Genomic DNA, 15180 nt, shown 5'->3' with positions numbered 1-15180 from the left:
TGCGATTAACCCATAATAGCTAATTGGGAACATTGACTAACATAATGTTAAAGCTTTTAATCGCACTTTGCTGGTCAGGCGTTAATGCTGTAATGATTAATCGATAATTCCCTGCCTGGATGTTATTTAAATTCAACGTAACATTAATTGTCTGATTATCAATTACATTCGCTACTTTTACTTTCTCATTACCATCCAGATCAAAGAGGTAAGCGGTAACTATTAAGTCGTTTTGGGTTGTTATTACCAACTCAATCTTCCCTTGGTTGTTCTCAAGTAAATAATGTTTTTGGACTCCCTGTACGATAAAGTTATTAGATATATCATGGGTGCTATTTATTTTTTTTAGCGATGAAAATTCTGAGATAGCACTGTTTTGGATTAGGCTAAAGGGGAGTGAGTCGTCGTTTTGGGCCAAAACTGATAAACTCACTAGCATGGTATAAGAAATTATCATTCGATTTATTATCATATAAATACTTCCCTTGTTAAGATGAATTAGAATAGTGAATAGACATTAACTGTATATGGCTTGATTTTGTTTTTATTTAGACTTGACGATATTTATTTTATTACATGCTACTTTACATTGATCTGATATCTCTTGGTCATTGAATTCTGTACATTATTACAGGCCTCAATAACTAGGTTATAATTCCCCGCAGGGATATCTTCAATTTCCAGAGTAATATTTTTATGAGTTATTAATAAATCCAGAGGTTTCATGATAAATAATGTTTGTGCTATTGAATATAATAATTTGTTACTTGTTCCAAGCACATAGTAAAATCTATTTTTACTTTATTTTCATATCATTTTTCAAATGTTGAACTTCAACAAAAGGGGGCGTTCCATTTGCAGAGGCTAGGAGAAAAAGGGAGTTAATAGGTTGCAGGTCACCCGATTTTTGGCTCAATGTTATTATTCCATATTCTGTAGCGCGAGTATTGAGAGCGATAATGGTGGCACTGAGAGTAACAAGGAGGAATACGCTATTATATTTATTCATCATAGTACCTTGGCTGAGGGTTAATAATATATACCGGCCATACTTCAAGCTGCATGTGTGTTGGCTGCTTTCGTTACTCGGCCCATCCATGGGCTCACCTCTGGGAGGGCGCTGCAAGCAGAGTCCAAATCTGCTGCAGCGCTTAAGTGTTAATAACAGTTGTTACCCCAGTGACTGACTTATTGTTGACCTTAAAATAAATAATCTCCTGAGGATTTACTCAGTTACCGCCTTCCTGCAACCCGAATTATTTGGGGTATAATAGCATTAATAATGTTTTTTTATAAGTGCTGTTGTTTGACATTTAATATTTTCTCAAAGAGTAGCTCTCTCAGTAAATATTATTGTTTGGTTGTGGGTGATAGATATATTTAGTACGGATCCATTAAATAGGAAGAACTCTCCTGTTAGGTATGAAATTTGTATATAGGTGGCACGCTGTCTTTTTAGTTAATGACTAGCGTATCAGGGGAACGATGTCGGCTAAGGTTATATGGAAGGTTTTAATGGCGGTTTGATGGTCAGTGGCTAACGCTTTAATAACCAGTCGATAATTCCCTGCCACGATATTATCTAAGAGTAATATCAGATTTTTTGTTCGATTATTAATTAATGTTGCGGTTTGTGATTTTTCCTGGCCATCCATATCAAAGAGATAAGCGGTTATCAATAAATGTTCACGGGTTGTGATGGCCATCTCGATTTGTCCCTGCCCGCGAACAAGCGAATAACTCGTTTGGACTCCCTCTATTGAAAAATTGCCAGATATGACGTTATTACTGGTTATTAATGCCAGATCTGTTCGTTGCTGGGCTGAATTGTCAGGCTGTGTAAACCCAAAGGAGCTTGTCATCAAACAGAGTGGGTTAAATTGATTTTCAAGCTTAAGCCAAGTGGCCTCTGTGGGGGAGTTATATACCCAATAAATGGGAGAGGATGATGAGAAAAGGGGATTTTGTGCCAGCGATGATGAGCTAAACAGCACAGCATAGGCAATATGGATTGTTTTCATGTGAATATCCTTCTTATAAGGGGCGAAATTTGCAGCAGGCACTCACAGAAATCTTGTATCAATGAACGCTTGTGGATGCCACTTTTTCGCGATCTGCTCTTTGGCTGTGTTTTAAATCAGCACCAGAGTCAGGTCTACAGAGTTACTTATTCTTGATGGTTATGAAATCTCATAATTTATAGCGTAATGGTGATTTTAGTAGTCACTCAAGAGGTCGCGTTGCGAGAGGGGGATAGATAACACTAATATTAAAAATCAGGAAATAATTTTTTTAATTATTTGATTTAAAATGGTTTTTTATGTTTTGTCGGTAAGTTGCGACAAGAGGTAAAGTTTTTGTCTCAAATGGGAGACACTTAACAAATTGATTTCTATGTCTTTTTATTTTATAGCGATTAAGTGTCGGGGAACAGCGACAAAACATCAGTTAATGACACCTTATTCTGTTTTTTATTGATAATAACCTTAATGAATATTTTTATTTTACTTTAAAATCAATAAATTAATATTTTTAATTTAAACTTGGCACGCTAACTGCATTATCAATACCAGTTGCTCATTCACCTTTTTATGATAGCCCCGCAGTTATGCGGATTATGCGCTTCATAAGCCTCCGAATGATGCCTAAGACTGGTGCCTATCGTCCACCTAAACCGACATTGTGTGAAAACACATTATCAAACATCGGACGACACGTTGAGTGAGGCACCGCCTATGTCCTGCTGTGATGAATTGTTCATCAATTTTGGACATATCTGGATGCTATTCGTCTCATCCTCCCGATGATTGCTTAGGCTTCATCAAACTGGAGACGATGCTTAAGGGCATCCACATATTCTTGCAACGGGGCAATTTATTGCCCCGTTGATCAATGTTTAGTTATCTATCCCCATCGAAACACACTATAACAAGCAAGTTTAATACAATAACAAGCAGGTCTGATGATGATGCTGACGGTTTGGGATCAACAACCTTTAAAAAAGCACTTTGCTCTCAGCAAGTGCTTTTTTTGTTATTTCAACCAAAGGATGCTGTGATAGATATGGCAGCATAAATTGGGGAGCAGGCATTGTAATCTTGGCTGAGTCAGTTAGCATCACATCAAAGTGATAGGTAATGAGATGATTTCGTTGAAAAGATGGCGTTTATTCCCCCGTTCTTTACGTCAATTAGTACTTATGGCATTTCTATTGGTGCTGCTACCTTTATTGGTGCTGGCATATCAGGCCTATCAAAGCCTTGACCATCTGAGTACTCAAGCCGCCGATATTAACCGTACAACGCTTGCAGATGCTCGCCGTAGTGAGGCAATGACCAGTGTCGCGCTTGAGATGGAGCGTAGCTATCGTCAATATTGTGTGTTGGATGATGCAACACTGGCGACGTTATATCAGCATCAGCGTAAGCAATATACTCAAATGCTTGTGGCCCACGCCCCTATACTCCCGGATGCCCGCTATTATCAAACGCTGCAAGGGTTATTGAATCAGCTTACTGATATTAAATGTAAAAACAGCGGCCCTGATAAAGAGGCATCAATTCTATTAGAGCAGTTTTCTCGCTCAAATGCCGAAATGGTACAAGCCACTCGTGATGTTATTTTTTCTCGTGGTCAACAGTTACAGAAAGATATCGCCGAACGTGGGCAATTTTTCGGCTGGCAGTCCCTTTTACTGTTTCTGGTCAGTGTGCTGCTGGTGGTTCTTTTCACCCGCATGATTATCGGCCCCGTCAAAGGCATTGAGAGAATGATTAACCGCCTTGGCGAAGGGCGTTCTCTGGGCAATACGGCGCTGTTTAAAGGGCCTCGAGAATTACGCTCATTGGCACAGCGTATCATCTGGCTTAGTGAGCGTTTAGCCTGGCTAGAGTCACAGCGCCATGAATTTTTGCGCCATATCTCTCATGAATTGAAAACCCCCCTCGCCAGTATGCGTGAAGGAACGGAACTCTTGGCCGATGAGGTTGCCGGGCCATTAACACAAGATCAAAAAGAAGTGGTGGCAATCCTTGATCACAGCAGCCGCCATTTGCAGCAATTGATTGAACAATTACTGGACTATAACCGTAAATTAGCCGATGGCCCCGGTGAACCTGAACATGTTGATCTGGCCGAAATGGCCGGGAATGTGATTTCTGCCCACAGTTTACCCGCACGGGCGAAGATGATTCGTACCGAGACTGAGCTAGATGCGAGCATTTGCTGGGCGGAGCCTACATTATTAATGCGGGTATTGGATAATCTCTACTCCAATGCGGTGCACTATGGTGAGGAATCCGGTACCATTTGGATTTGCAGCCGTCAGGTGAATGATCGGGTACAGATTGATGTTGCGAATACTGGGGCACCAATCCCAACTTCAGAAGAAATAATGATATTTGAGCCTTTTTTCCAAGGAAGTCATCAGCGAAAAGGGGCTGTCAAAGGTAGCGGGCTAGGGCTGAGCATTGCTCAGGATTGTATCAGGCGTATGCAAGGTGATTTGCAACTGGTAACCGTTGACTACGCAGCAGTCTGCTTCCGTATTGAATTGCCATTAACCGCCGAGAATGAATGAATAATGTACAAATGGTCTATACGCTGTGTGATTAAAAAGACCGTCTCTTTGTCATATCCGATATCTGGTGGAGCCGTGAAGCATACCGGTCTCTCTGGCAGAGGGATTTTTTGGGGAGCGTTATTACTGACTCCGCTATTGCTCACCGGGTGTACTGATAACCGGGCTACTAGTCGCTTTTCCCAAGCGGTTCAGTTAGTGATACCAGAAACAAAAATCGTTGATTATCGTACGTTATCCTGCGATGTATTGTGGGGTCTGGATGACAAAGAGACACTGGAAAATTCCCTTTACTGGCTAAGATCGATGGATTGTGCTGAACGCCTTGGCTCGCCACAGGCGCGGGCGATGGCTAAGACATTGCCCGTGGCAACCTGGTCCTCAGCGTTTAAACAAGGTATTTTGATCGGCAGTGCTGAACCGTCAATGGCAGAGCGGCGGCAGGTGGTTGAACGTCTGAATAGTTATAGCCAAACCTTCCCTGTCTCAGTACGGCCACTCATTCAATTGTGGCGTGAGCAGCAGGTCTTGCGGATTTCCTTAGCGGAAGAGCGCCTTCGTTACCAGCGGCTACAGGATGAATCAGATTCTCAAATTGATCGTCTGCGGGAAAATCAGGTCCGGTTGCAATATAACTTATTGGACACCACCCGCAAACTGGAAAACCTGACCGATATCGAACGGCAGCTTTCATCGCGTAAGCAGTTACAAAATGAAATTCCAGAAACGGATGCAGAGGCGAAGTCAGCGTCAGAGGTTAAATCCGCTGAAAATCAGCCTGCAGCGGCTAAATCAGTAGAAATAAAACCGGCAGAAGCCAAACCTGTAGAGGCTAAGCCGAGTGAAAGTAAACCCGCTGAAACCAAATCGCCTAAAACTAAGCCGATTGAAACTAAGCCGATTGAAACTAAGCTGATTGAAACTAAGCCAGCAGAAATCAAACCAGCAGAAACCAAGCCAGCCGAAGCTCAACCTGTCGCCCCTAAGCCAACCGGAGTGAAGCCGGCAGAGACCAAACCTGAGGCGGCTCAGCCTGACAGTAAATCAGCACCGCACACGGTAGAAAAACCGGCTGAACCTCATACACCGCCTGTGGTTCGGCCAGCAGATGTACCACCTGCGTCTAATAAGGAATCTCATGACACCACGCAAACCGGCCAATCTACTGCTGGTTGACGACGATCCCAGCTTATTGAAATTGCTGGGGATGCGTTTAACCAGTGAAGGGTTTAATGTCACGACGGCTGAGAGCGGTCACGAAGCATTACGTTTGTTAATACGTGAGAAAATTGACATTGTAATCAGTGATCTGCGAATGGACGAGATGGACGGCATGGCGCTGTTCGCTGAAATTCAAAAATATCAACCGGGGATGCCTGTGATTATCCTCACGGCTCACGGTTCGATCCCTGATGCGGTTGCCGCGACCCAGCAAGGGGTCTTCAGTTTTCTGACCAAGCCTGTTGATCGCGATGCTCTATATAAGGCTATTGATGCGGCATTAGAACTTTCGATTCCTGCGGGTGATGATACCTGGCGTGAAGAGATAGTGACCCGCAGCCCGGTCATGTTGCGTCTGTTAGAACAAGCGAAAATGGTCGCGCAATCCGACGTCAGTGTGCTGATTAACGGGCAAAGTGGTACCGGTAAAGAGGTACTGGCACAGGCTATCCATGCTGCCAGCCCACGGGCCAAAAAAGCCTTTATTGCCATCAACTGTGGTGCCTTACCGGAGCAGTTGCTGGAGTCTGAATTATTCGGCCATGCTAAAGGCGCGTTTACCGGCGCAGTCAGCAGCCGCGAAGGGTTGTTTCAGGCTGCTGAAGGGGGCACGTTGTTCCTGGATGAGATCGGCGATATGCCGCTATCATTACAAGTAAAATTACTGCGGGTATTGCAAGAGCGTAAAGTTCGTCCATTGGGTAGCAATCGTGATTTAAGTATTAATGTGCGGGTGATTTCAGCGACTCACCGTGACTTGCCCAAAGCGATGGCGAAGAATGAATTCCGTGAAGATCTCTACTACCGTTTAAATGTGGTCAACCTAAAGATCCCCGCGCTACACGAGCGAGCGGAAGATATTCCATTGCTGGCAAACCACCTATTACGGGAGTCGGCTAAACGGCATAAGCCGTTTGTTCGCAGTTTCTCAAACGATGCGATGAAGCGGTTGATGACGGCCAGTTGGCCCGGTAACGTGCGCCAACTGGTCAACGTGATTGAGCAATGTGTGGCGCTGACCTCGGCACCGGTTATCAGCGAAGCGCTGGTTGAACAGGCGCTGGAGGGTGAAAATACCGTATTACCGACGTTTGTTGAGGCCCGTAATCAATTCGAACTAAACTATTTGCGTAAGTTATTGCAAATTGCCAAAGGTAACGTTACCCAGGCCGCTCGTATGGCGGGGCGTAACCGTACTGAGTTCTATAAATTGTTGTCTCGCCACGAGTTGGATGCCAACGATTTTAAAGAGTAATCATCGTTAGCTACTGACAACGATACCCAATAGATTTCAAGATGCAGGCAGGCGGCCTGGTAAAGGCGAGGCCCGTGACGGGCCAGCCAATGCCCCTGCGGTTTTGAAAGATGAGGGTATATTATTCCCTGACAATGCTGAAACAGAGTTTAAACACCAATGAGCAGATCACTTTCCATTGCGTTAGCCCAGTTGAATTGGCTGGTCGGCGATATTGAAGGCAACACTGAACGTATGTTGCAAACCCTAAATGAGCAGCAGAAGGCGGGTGCCGATCTGGTCATGTTCTCCGAGCTGGCTTTGTCCGGTTATCCACCGGAAGATCTTCTGTACCGTGATGACTTTTATCAACGTTGTGAAGTGCAACTTGAGCGTTTGCAAGCGGCGACCCAGCAGATTGCCGTGTTGGTGGGCCACCCATGGCGGGAAGGGGATAAGCTGTATAATGCACTGTCGCTATTTGCACAAGGTAAACTGCTGGGGCGCTATTTCAAACAACAACTGCCTAATTACGGCGTATTCGATGAAAAACGCTATTTCTCCGCAGGTCATCAAAGCTGTGTCGTTGAGCTGAAAGGCTACCGGCTGGGTCTCCTGATTTGTGAAGATTTATGGCTTGATGGCCCGATAAATGCGGTGAAAGCGGCAGGCGCAGAAGTGGTATTGTCGATCAATGCCTCGCCTTATAATCGTGAAAAACCCTATATTCGTAAAACGCTGATGGCCGCTCATTGTCAGCGTACGGGCTTACCACTGGTGTATCTCAACCAGATTGGTGGGCAGGATGAGCTGATTTTTGATGGCTGCTCCAAAGTCTTCGATGCGGCGGGTAACATGACCCATCGTTTGGCTGCATTTGCAGAGCAAACCACGCTGTTGCAGTTAAATGAGTGTAACGTGATCCCGATGACGGCACCAGTGGCGGAGCTGCCTCCCCTGGCTCAAGTCTATGAAGCCTTGGTATTGGCGGTACGTGACTACGTCACCAAGAATGGCTTTAATGGGGCAGTGCTTGGTTTGTCTGGCGGCATTGACTCAGCATTGACATTGGCCATTGCGGTTGATGCGTTGGGCAAAGACAAGGTTCAGGCATTGATGATGCCATTCCGCTATACCGCAGATATCAGTATTGCTGATGCCAAAGAAGAAGCTGAAATACTGGGTGTCAAATTTGATGTGATGTCTATCGAACCCATGTTTGATGCTTTTATGGGCCAGTTGGCACCGATGTTTGCCGATACCGGGCGCGATACTACGGAGGAGAACCTTCAGGCTCGTTGCCGTGGCGTGGTACTGATGGCTTTATCGAATAAGCGCCGCAGTATCGTATTAACTACGGGTAACAAAAGCGAAATGGCCGTGGGTTACGCGACGCTGTACGGTGATATGGCGGGGGGCTTTGATGTCCTGAAAGATGTACCGAAGACGTTAGTATTCAAATTAGCGGAATACCGTAATACGGTCTCTTATGTGATCCCGCAGCGCGTGATCACGCGTCCGCCTTCAGCCGAATTGGCACCTGATCAGAAAGATGAAGATAGCCTGCCTCCTTATGATATTTTGGACGCTATCCTTGAAGGATATGTTGAACAGGATAAGTCAGTGGCCGAACTGGTGGCTGACGGTTTTGATGAAGCTATCGTGCGTAAAGTCATCCGCCTGGTCGACATCAATGAATATAAACGCCGCCAGTCAGCTGTAGGGCCACGTATTACTGCCCGCAGTTTTGGTAAAGATAGACGCTATCCGATCACATCAGGCTTTGGCCGTAAGAATTGGTAAAACAGGGATTCACCATGAAAAAAATTGACGCGATTATTAAGCCATTCAAACTGGATGACGTACGTGAAGCGCTGGCTGAAGTCGGTATTACCGGGATGACAGTGACAGAAGTAAAAGGTTTTGGCCGCCAGAAAGGGCATACTGAACTCTACCGTGGCGCTGAGTATATGGTGGATTTTCTGCCAAAGGTAAAAATTGAGATTATTGTTGCGGATGACATCGTCGATACCTGCGTAGAAGCCATTATGCAAACCGCACAGACGGGTAAAATTGGCGATGGTAAAATCTTTGTTTTTGACGTCTCCCGTGTCGTGCGTATTCGTACCGGAGAGCAGGATGAAGAAGCGATTTAATTAATCTGTCGGCTTTATTCTCTTACGCTGAATAATAAAAGCCCGTTCGTTGCCAAAACGATGCGGGTTTTTACATATAATTCAAAATAATACAATCCAACATATATAACCCAACGTTCTCTGGCTAATGTATCTATTCACTATTATTAATCTATTAATATCGTGGTTCGACTACCCCACTCTGTACCGCTCGTTGATGGCGCAGTAACTGTGTTTGATTAATGCCTCTTTCCAACAGTAGCTTGATCGGATAGTTATCTGGGCGGATAAGGATAACCGCCTGTGACGCTTGAATATAACGTTCATCACCCTGTAATTTTATGGACTGTAAATGTTCTGACGAGACAATCTGCTCCTGATTCCAAATGACGGCATCAATATCGCCACGGATAAGATGTGGGATGCAGTTACTGTAAGATAATTCGACCCGTTCGATTGGTTGCCCGGCAAACTTAATTTCAGTCAATAAACATTGGTCAGGTGAGCGTGAGTCAAACCCAACCCGGCGAATTTTTTTCTGCTCACCACGGCGAAAAATAAGTTGATGACCATCGACATAAGAACCGCGGCCTAAATTTAGCGCTAGCGTGACTTTTTCTTGCTTAAGGTAACTTTTAGCGGCCAGATGTGACACGACTGCCATATCGTAGACTCCGTCTATCAGGCATTCTATACGGACTTCAGCACCTCGCATATGGGCAAAGTAAAGGGGGAGTAAGGTGAATTGTTCTTTTAAACCACTGGCTAAGCCTTCATAAAGTTTGGTATAGGGTAGCGGCATAGCACACACCATATTGCCTAAATCGGCTTGTTGCAGCAGAAGCGTCATGTCCAGGTCGAGAAGCAGCGTGCCATTGCGGCCTCGGCGTTCAACCACGATAGCCCCGTCCGCTTCCAGTACTTTCAAGGCGTGTTGAATCACACCGACTGAAATACCAAAATCATCTGATAGATCATCAATAGTTTTAAGTCGATTACCTGAGCGTTCGCCAATTAAATAGCGCGCCATAGATACTAATGCTAACCCTTCTTTTTTTATGAATCTTTTACTCATGATGTAGCGATCTAGCCTTATGTTACCGGGCAATATACCCGTCGTCCTTCAAGATGCAGGGGGGGAACTGCCCTTGCTCACCCCAGTCACTTTGTTATCTCAGAGACTGGAGATTAATGAGCCTCGTCCCTGAGGCTCACCCAGCGGGCAGCATAAATGCTGTCCAAATGAGGTCCCGCCCCATTTGTTACTCGGTTGCTGCCTACCTGTACCTCGAAGTAACGTGGGTATAAATAATAAAGATCATTCTGGCTGTTATTTAAATCTTCAATTATATGAAAATTTAAATAGCTTTTTATGAGATTAATCGTGGCAATAAATTGTGAGGACATACGAGATCTATGTCACGTTCCACGAAATGTAAATGTAATAAATGGGGGAATTGAAATAGCCGAAATGCTGATCAGGTATCATCCTGACCAGCGGCATCACATGCGTAGAGATAGGATAAAAATGAACAGTGAGGTTATTGACAAAGTGCCCGCGACGGAGAGAACAGGCAGATCGTAAAGATGCCGTAAATACATCCATGTAGGCTCGAGCCGCGCCATCCTTGGCGCGGACGCTTTACTCCTCTGCCTATCCTCACCGTTCAAGAGTGAGTCATCGGGGTTTGTCAGCAGTCTGAGTTAAATGACTTTGTGTGGACCGAAGCATTCGTAGTGAATCTGCTCAGGTGCTATCCCTTGGGCCAGTAATTGACGACCTATAAATTGCATAAATGGCAGCGGGCCACAGAAGTAATAATGTCGTTTAGGATCATCAGCTAACCACTGGTGCGAACTCAGATCCATCAACCCTTGGCTATGGTAATCCTCGGCGTGCTTATCCTGTACGTCTGGCTCACGGTACCACACATGGCGGCTTAGATTAGGCATATTGGCTGCGATAGCGCTAACTTCATCAGCGAATGCGTGTACACGGCCATTTTCAGCTGCGTGTAACCAATGCACGGGGGCCGCATGTTGCTGGCTATAGAGGGTATTGAGCATACTGAGCATCGGGGTTTGGCCCACCCCAGCCGAAATCAGTGCCACCGGAGTATCCGGTGATACATCTAAAAAGAAATCGCCACGGGGTGGTGCGATGCGCACGGTATCCCCTTCATTTAACTCCCGATGCAGTAAGTTTGAAACTGTGCCTTGTTCTTCACATTTTACTGCAATACGGTAAGTTTTACCATTGGGCGCGGTGGTCAGCGAATATTGACGAATCTCTTGGAATTCAAGGCTTTCATGCTCTATATAAATGCCTAAATATTGCCCCGGTTTATAGTGAAGCACTTGGCCGCCGTCTTCCGGTGCCAAGACAAAGCTGCAAATCACCTCGCTTTGTTGCTCTTTTTTTATAATGCGAAAGCGACGTAAGGTTCTCCAACCACCGGTTTCCGTCTCACCTTGCTGATAAATCTGGCTTTCACGTTGAATAAATACATCAGCCAATACACCATAGGCCTTAGCCCAGGCATCTAAAACGGCCTCACCGGGTGAAAACAGTTCCTCCAGAGTAGCGATTAAATGCTCACCGACAATAGGGTAATGCTCTGGCTGAATATTTAAACTGGTATGTTTTTGGGCAATACGTTCAACCGCGGGGAGTAGCGCGGCAAGATTTTCGATATTGGTCGCATAAGCACAAATAGCATTAAACAAGGCTTCGCGTTGATCACCACTCGACTGGTTACTCATATTAAAAATATCTTTGAGTTCAGGGTGATGCTTAAACATGCGCTCATAGAAATGGGCTGTCAGTTTGGGGCCGGTGGCAGCAAGCAAGGGAATGGTAGATTTAACGATAGCGATGGTTTGGGTATCCAGCATAGTGGCTCCTTAAGTGTTTTAATAATATACAAACTAATACATGTATTTTAAATGCATCTTATGATTTTCTCTTCTCTTTGTAAATGTGCTTTTCACCTGTAGGGGGATTGCATCAACACGCTTACTTGCTGAAGATGAAAGATTCACATAGTGAATATGAGGTTATTGACAAAGTGCCCGCGACGGAGAGAACAGGCAGATCGTAAAGACGCCGTAAATACATCCATGTAGGCTCGAGCCGCGCCATCCTTGGCGCGGACTCTTTACTCTTCTGCCTATCCTCACCGTTCAAGAGTGAGTCATCGGGGTTTGTCAGCAGTCTGAGATTCACATAGTGAATATGAGGATAATTCCGTTGCATTGAATGAAGTCTGAACAGCTCAAAGCCTTACGCTATCCGGAGCCAATCGTTTGCGTAAAAACCTCTGCTAAGGCCTATCTTCAGGAGGGGGAAACAGTTTACACTGTGTGGCAGAACCCAAACGGGTGTTCCATTATACCCTTCGTACTTGAAGCTGCAGCGATGTTCGCGGTCTCGTTATTTGGCCTATTCATGGGCCTCACAGAGGCCGCTGCAAGCTGCGTTCAAATCTGCTCCCGGCAGATTTGTCACCCGAATCACTGACGCAGTCAGCTCATCGGGACTCGTTCATTGGCTGTCTGGCTGCAACTCCAATGACGTTGGGTATAGGTATATTTAGTTAGCTAAGTCAGGAGAGCCGGATGTTAAAGCGTGAAATGAACATTGCCGATTACGATGCAGATCTGTGGCGTGCAATGGAGCAAGAAGTCGTGCGTCAGGAAGAACACATCGAACTGATTGCGTCTGAGAACTACACCAGCCCGCGTGTTATGCAAGCGCAGGGATCTCAGTTGACGAACAAATATGCTGAAGGCTATCCAGGCAAGCGTTATTACGGTGGCTGTGAATATGTTGATGTTGTTGAACAATTGGCAATCGATCGCGCTAAAGCGCTATTTGGTGCTGATTACGCAAACGTTCAACCTCATTCTGGTTCACAAGCTAACGTTGCTGTTTACTCTGCGTTGCTGAAACCCGGTGACACTGTATTGGGGATGAATCTGGCACACGGCGGTCACTTGACGCATGGTTCACCAGTGAATTTCTCCGGCAAACTCTATAACATCGTCCCTTATGGAATTGATGAGTCGGGTCAGATTGATTATGAAGATCTGGCACGTCAGGCGGAAAAACATAAACCAAAAATGATTATCGGTGGCTTCTCTGCCTACTCTGGTATCGTTGATTGGGCAAAAATGCGTGAAATTGCCGATAGCATTGACGCATGGTTCTTTGTTGATATGGCTCACGTTGCCGGTCTGGTTGCCGCAGGCGTTTACCCTAACCCGGTTCCACATGCCCACATCGTTACCACCACGACGCACAAGACTCTGGCTGGCCCACGTGGCGGTTTGATTCTGGCGAAAGGGGGCGATGAAGACTTGTACAAAAAACTGAACTCTTCTGTTTTCCCTGGTAACCAGGGTGGCCCATTGATGCATGTTATCGCGGGTAAAGCGGTCGCGCTGAAAGAAGCAATGGAACCTGAGTTTAAAATTTACCAACAGCAAGTGGCTAAAAATGCGAAAGCCATGGTGGCGGTGTTCCTGGAACGCGGTTACAAAGTGGTTTCTGGTGGCACGGATAACCACCTGTTCTTGCTGGACTTGGTAGATAAAGACATCACCGGTAAAGATGCTGATGCGGCTTTAGGCCGTGCGAATATCACGGTGAACAAAAACAGCGTACCTAACGATCCGAAGAGCCCGTTTGTGACGTCTGGTGTGCGTATTGGTAGCCCAGCTATCACCCGCCGTGGCTTCAAAGAAGCGGAATCCCGTGAATTGGCTGGCTGGATGTGTGATGTGTTAGATAACATCAACGATGAAGCGACCATTGAGCGTGTGAAACAGAAAGTTCTGGCTATCTGCGCTCGTTTACCGGTTTACGCATAAGACGGCTATCACAGTCCTGGCCTCCTGGCCGGGGCTTTGAGTTCATCGGGATAGGCTAAAAACGCGCCTATCCCGCGACTAAAATAATTCCTTTCAATCGTATCAACTCGAAATACCTCCCCCCGCGAAGAGCCGGCGCTGCAACATTATTTTGGCATTTACCGATCATCTGGCGCTGCAACATTATCTGGTCCGCAAGGTCAATGGGGCTATTGATTTCGAATTTATTCCGCGATGCAGTCGTCCATTCCTATTTGTCACGGCAATGGTCGCCCGGCTAGCGCCTATTTTTCTGTTCAACATCGCCCTGTATAAACCGAGAAAATGTGTGTAATGGAATACTGTGTGTAATGGAATACTGTACTAATGTCCATGTTTTCATATGTCAAATATTTGTTAATATTTGGTTGGCCACTTCAGTCATGTGGTTACTGTATTAGGTATTGTTATAACAATCTGGATGGTTTTTATGAATAAGACATTACTGGTCTCTTCTTTAGTTGCATGTTTATCGATTGCGTCTGTCAATGTGTATGCCGAAGGCGAAAACAGTATTTCTGTTGGATATGCTCAAAGCCACGTCAAGGAAGATGGGTACAAGTTGGATAAAGACCCAAGAGGTTTTAACCTGAAGTATCGTTATGAATTTAATAATGACTGGGGAGTGATAGGCTCGTTTGCTCATACTCGCCGGGGATTCGAGGAATCCATTGGTAGACTCAAACTTATTGATGGTGATTTTAAGTACTACTCAGTGACTGCAGGGCCTGCTTTCCGCATTAACGAGTATGTTAGCTTGTATGGATTATTGGGTGCTGCTCGTGGAAAGGTTAAATTTTCCTCAATATTTGGCGAATCAGAGAGTAGAAGTAAAACATCTCTGGCATACGGTGCAGGATTACAATTTAATCCACATCCAAATTTTGTCATTGATGCTTCATATGAGTACTCCAAACTCGATGATGTGAAAGTGGGTACTTGGATGCTTGGTGCGGGTTACCGGTTCTAACGTCCTCCTAACCATAAAAACCCACCATAAATGGTGGTTTCAGATTACCGACAAAGTCCTGGCCTCATGGCTGGGGCTTTAAACTAATAGGGGTAGGCTAAAAAACGAGCTTATCTCAAAGCCAGTGCCA

At 45.4% G+C, this 15180-nt stretch carries 13 protein-coding genes and 1 pseudogene; 8 read left to right on the top strand and 6 right to left on the bottom strand.

Features of this window, described 5'->3' with window-relative positions; genetic code table 11:
• Window positions 1-19: 19 nt before the first annotated feature.
• From AC971_RS03870 to AC971_RS03860, 3 genes are all read right to left on the bottom strand, one after another.
• A complete protein-coding gene (locus tag AC971_RS03870) occupies window positions 20-472 on the bottom strand; it encodes a hypothetical protein (RefSeq protein ID WP_025380884.1) in 453 nt (150 codons plus the stop codon).
• Window positions 473-796: 324 nt separating this feature from the next.
• The gene (locus AC971_RS25020) at window positions 797-1009 is read right to left on the bottom strand and encodes a hypothetical protein (protein ID WP_231572992.1); all 213 of its coding nucleotides are present in this window, start codon (window positions 1007-1009) and stop codon (window positions 797-799) included.
• A gap of 457 nt (window positions 1010-1466) precedes the next feature.
• Window positions 1467-2021 carry a hypothetical protein gene (locus tag AC971_RS03860; RefSeq protein WP_025380883.1) on the bottom strand — a complete coding sequence of 185 codons (555 nt, stop codon included), beginning with the start codon at window positions 2019-2021 and terminating at the stop codon, window positions 1467-1469.
• Window positions 2022-3142: 1121 nt separating this feature from the next.
• On the opposite strand from AC971_RS03860, the gene AC971_RS03855 reads away from it, so the two are divergent.
• From AC971_RS03855 to glnB, 5 genes are all read left to right on the top strand, one after another.
• Window positions 3143-4579, top strand: a complete 1437-nt coding sequence (locus AC971_RS03855) for a sensor histidine kinase (protein ID WP_025380882.1) — start codon at window positions 3143-3145, stop codon at window positions 4577-4579.
• A gap of 18 nt (window positions 4580-4597) precedes the next feature.
• Window positions 4598-5755 carry a two-component system QseEF-associated lipoprotein QseG gene (qseG, locus tag AC971_RS03850; RefSeq protein WP_269429544.1) on the top strand — a complete coding sequence of 386 codons (1158 nt, stop codon included), beginning with the start codon at window positions 4598-4600 and terminating at the stop codon, window positions 5753-5755.
• Complete coding sequence (glrR, locus tag AC971_RS03845) at window positions 5718-7055, top strand: two-component system response regulator GlrR (RefSeq protein WP_025380880.1); 1338 nt, start codon at window positions 5718-5720, stop codon at window positions 7053-7055. Before qseG ends, glrR begins: the two co-directional genes overlap by 38 nt.
• Before the next feature lie 159 nt (window positions 7056-7214).
• Window positions 7215-8837, top strand: coding sequence for an NAD+ synthase (locus tag AC971_RS03840; RefSeq protein ID WP_025380879.1), 1623 nt, complete (start codon window positions 7215-7217; stop codon window positions 8835-8837).
• Between the two features lie 14 nt (window positions 8838-8851).
• Window positions 8852-9190: a nitrogen regulatory protein P-II gene (gene glnB / locus AC971_RS03835; protein ID WP_025380878.1), complete on the top strand. Its 339-nt coding sequence runs from the start codon at window positions 8852-8854 to the stop codon at window positions 9188-9190.
• A 154-nt stretch (window positions 9191-9344) separates the two neighbouring features.
• On the opposite strand, the gene yhfZ is transcribed toward glnB, so the two are convergent.
• The 3 genes and pseudogenes from yhfZ to AC971_RS25015 form a co-directional block, all read right to left on the bottom strand.
• Entirely contained in the window at window positions 9345-10244 is a 900-nt protein-coding gene (gene yhfZ / locus AC971_RS03830; RefSeq protein ID WP_025380877.1) for a GntR family transcriptional regulator YhfZ, read from the bottom strand.
• 629 nt (window positions 10245-10873) lie between these two features.
• Entirely contained in the window at window positions 10874-12064 is a 1191-nt protein-coding gene (hmpA, locus tag AC971_RS03825) for an NO-inducible flavohemoprotein (RefSeq protein ID WP_025380875.1), read from the bottom strand.
• Window positions 12065-12222: 158 nt separating this feature from the next.
• A pseudogene (locus AC971_RS25015) lies at window positions 12223-12291 on the bottom strand (gluconate 5-dehydrogenase); the annotation flags it as partial.
• Between the two features lie 496 nt (window positions 12292-12787).
• Here AC971_RS25015 and glyA point away from each other — a divergent pair.
• The 3 genes from glyA to ail all read left to right on the top strand — a co-directional run bounded on the left by glyA (window position 12788) and on the right by ail (window position 15050).
• Window positions 12788-14041 (top strand): serine hydroxymethyltransferase, encoded by a 1254-nt coding sequence (gene glyA / locus AC971_RS03815; protein ID WP_025380873.1) that lies wholly within the window; start codon window positions 12788-12790, stop codon window positions 14039-14041.
• A gap of 151 nt (window positions 14042-14192) precedes the next feature.
• On the top strand, window positions 14193-14375 hold the full coding sequence (locus AC971_RS21720; RefSeq protein ID WP_038401968.1) for a hypothetical protein: 183 nt from the start codon (window positions 14193-14195) through the stop codon (window positions 14373-14375).
• Between the two features lie 126 nt (window positions 14376-14501).
• Complete coding sequence (gene ail, locus AC971_RS03810) at window positions 14502-15050, top strand: attachment invasion locus protein Ail (protein ID WP_072081476.1); 549 nt, start codon at window positions 14502-14504, stop codon at window positions 15048-15050.
• Window positions 15051-15180: the final 130 nt, after the last annotated feature.

It is taken from the genome of Yersinia similis (assembly GCF_001053095.1).
Lineage (GTDB): Bacteria > Pseudomonadota > Gammaproteobacteria > Enterobacterales > Enterobacteriaceae > Yersinia > Yersinia similis.
This window is presented reverse-complemented; position numbering and strand designations above follow the sequence as displayed.

Excerpts from the sequence above, each read along its gene's own strand:
- AC971_RS03860 (WP_025380883.1), bottom strand. The coding sequence starts at position 2,021 with ATGAAAACAATCCATATTGCCTATGCTGTGCTGTTTAGCTCATCATCG.
- ail (WP_072081476.1), top strand. The coding sequence starts at position 14,502 with ATGGTTTTTATGAATAAGACATTACTGGTCTCTTCTTTAGTTGCATGT.
- glyA (WP_025380873.1), top strand. The coding sequence starts at position 12,788 with ATGTTAAAGCGTGAAATGAACATTGCCGATTACGATGCAGATCTGTGG.
- glnB (WP_025380878.1), top strand. The coding sequence starts at position 8,852 with ATGAAAAAAATTGACGCGATTATTAAGCCATTCAAACTGGATGACGTA.
- AC971_RS03840 (WP_025380879.1), top strand. The coding sequence starts at position 7,215 with ATGAGCAGATCACTTTCCATTGCGTTAGCCCAGTTGAATTGGCTGGTC.
- hmpA (WP_025380875.1), bottom strand. The coding sequence starts at position 12,064 with ATGCTGGATACCCAAACCATCGCTATCGTTAAATCTACCATTCCCTTG.
- AC971_RS03870 (WP_025380884.1), bottom strand. The coding sequence starts at position 472 with ATGATAATAAATCGAATGATAATTTCTTATACCATGCTAGTGAGTTTA.
- glrR (WP_025380880.1), top strand. The coding sequence starts at position 5,718 with ATGACACCACGCAAACCGGCCAATCTACTGCTGGTTGACGACGATCCC.
- yhfZ (WP_025380877.1), bottom strand. The coding sequence starts at position 10,244 with ATGAGTAAAAGATTCATAAAAAAAGAAGGGTTAGCATTAGTATCTATG.
- AC971_RS03855 (WP_025380882.1), top strand. The coding sequence starts at position 3,143 with ATGATTTCGTTGAAAAGATGGCGTTTATTCCCCCGTTCTTTACGTCAA.
- AC971_RS25020 (WP_231572992.1), bottom strand. The coding sequence starts at position 1,009 with ATGAATAAATATAATAGCGTATTCCTCCTTGTTACTCTCAGTGCCACC.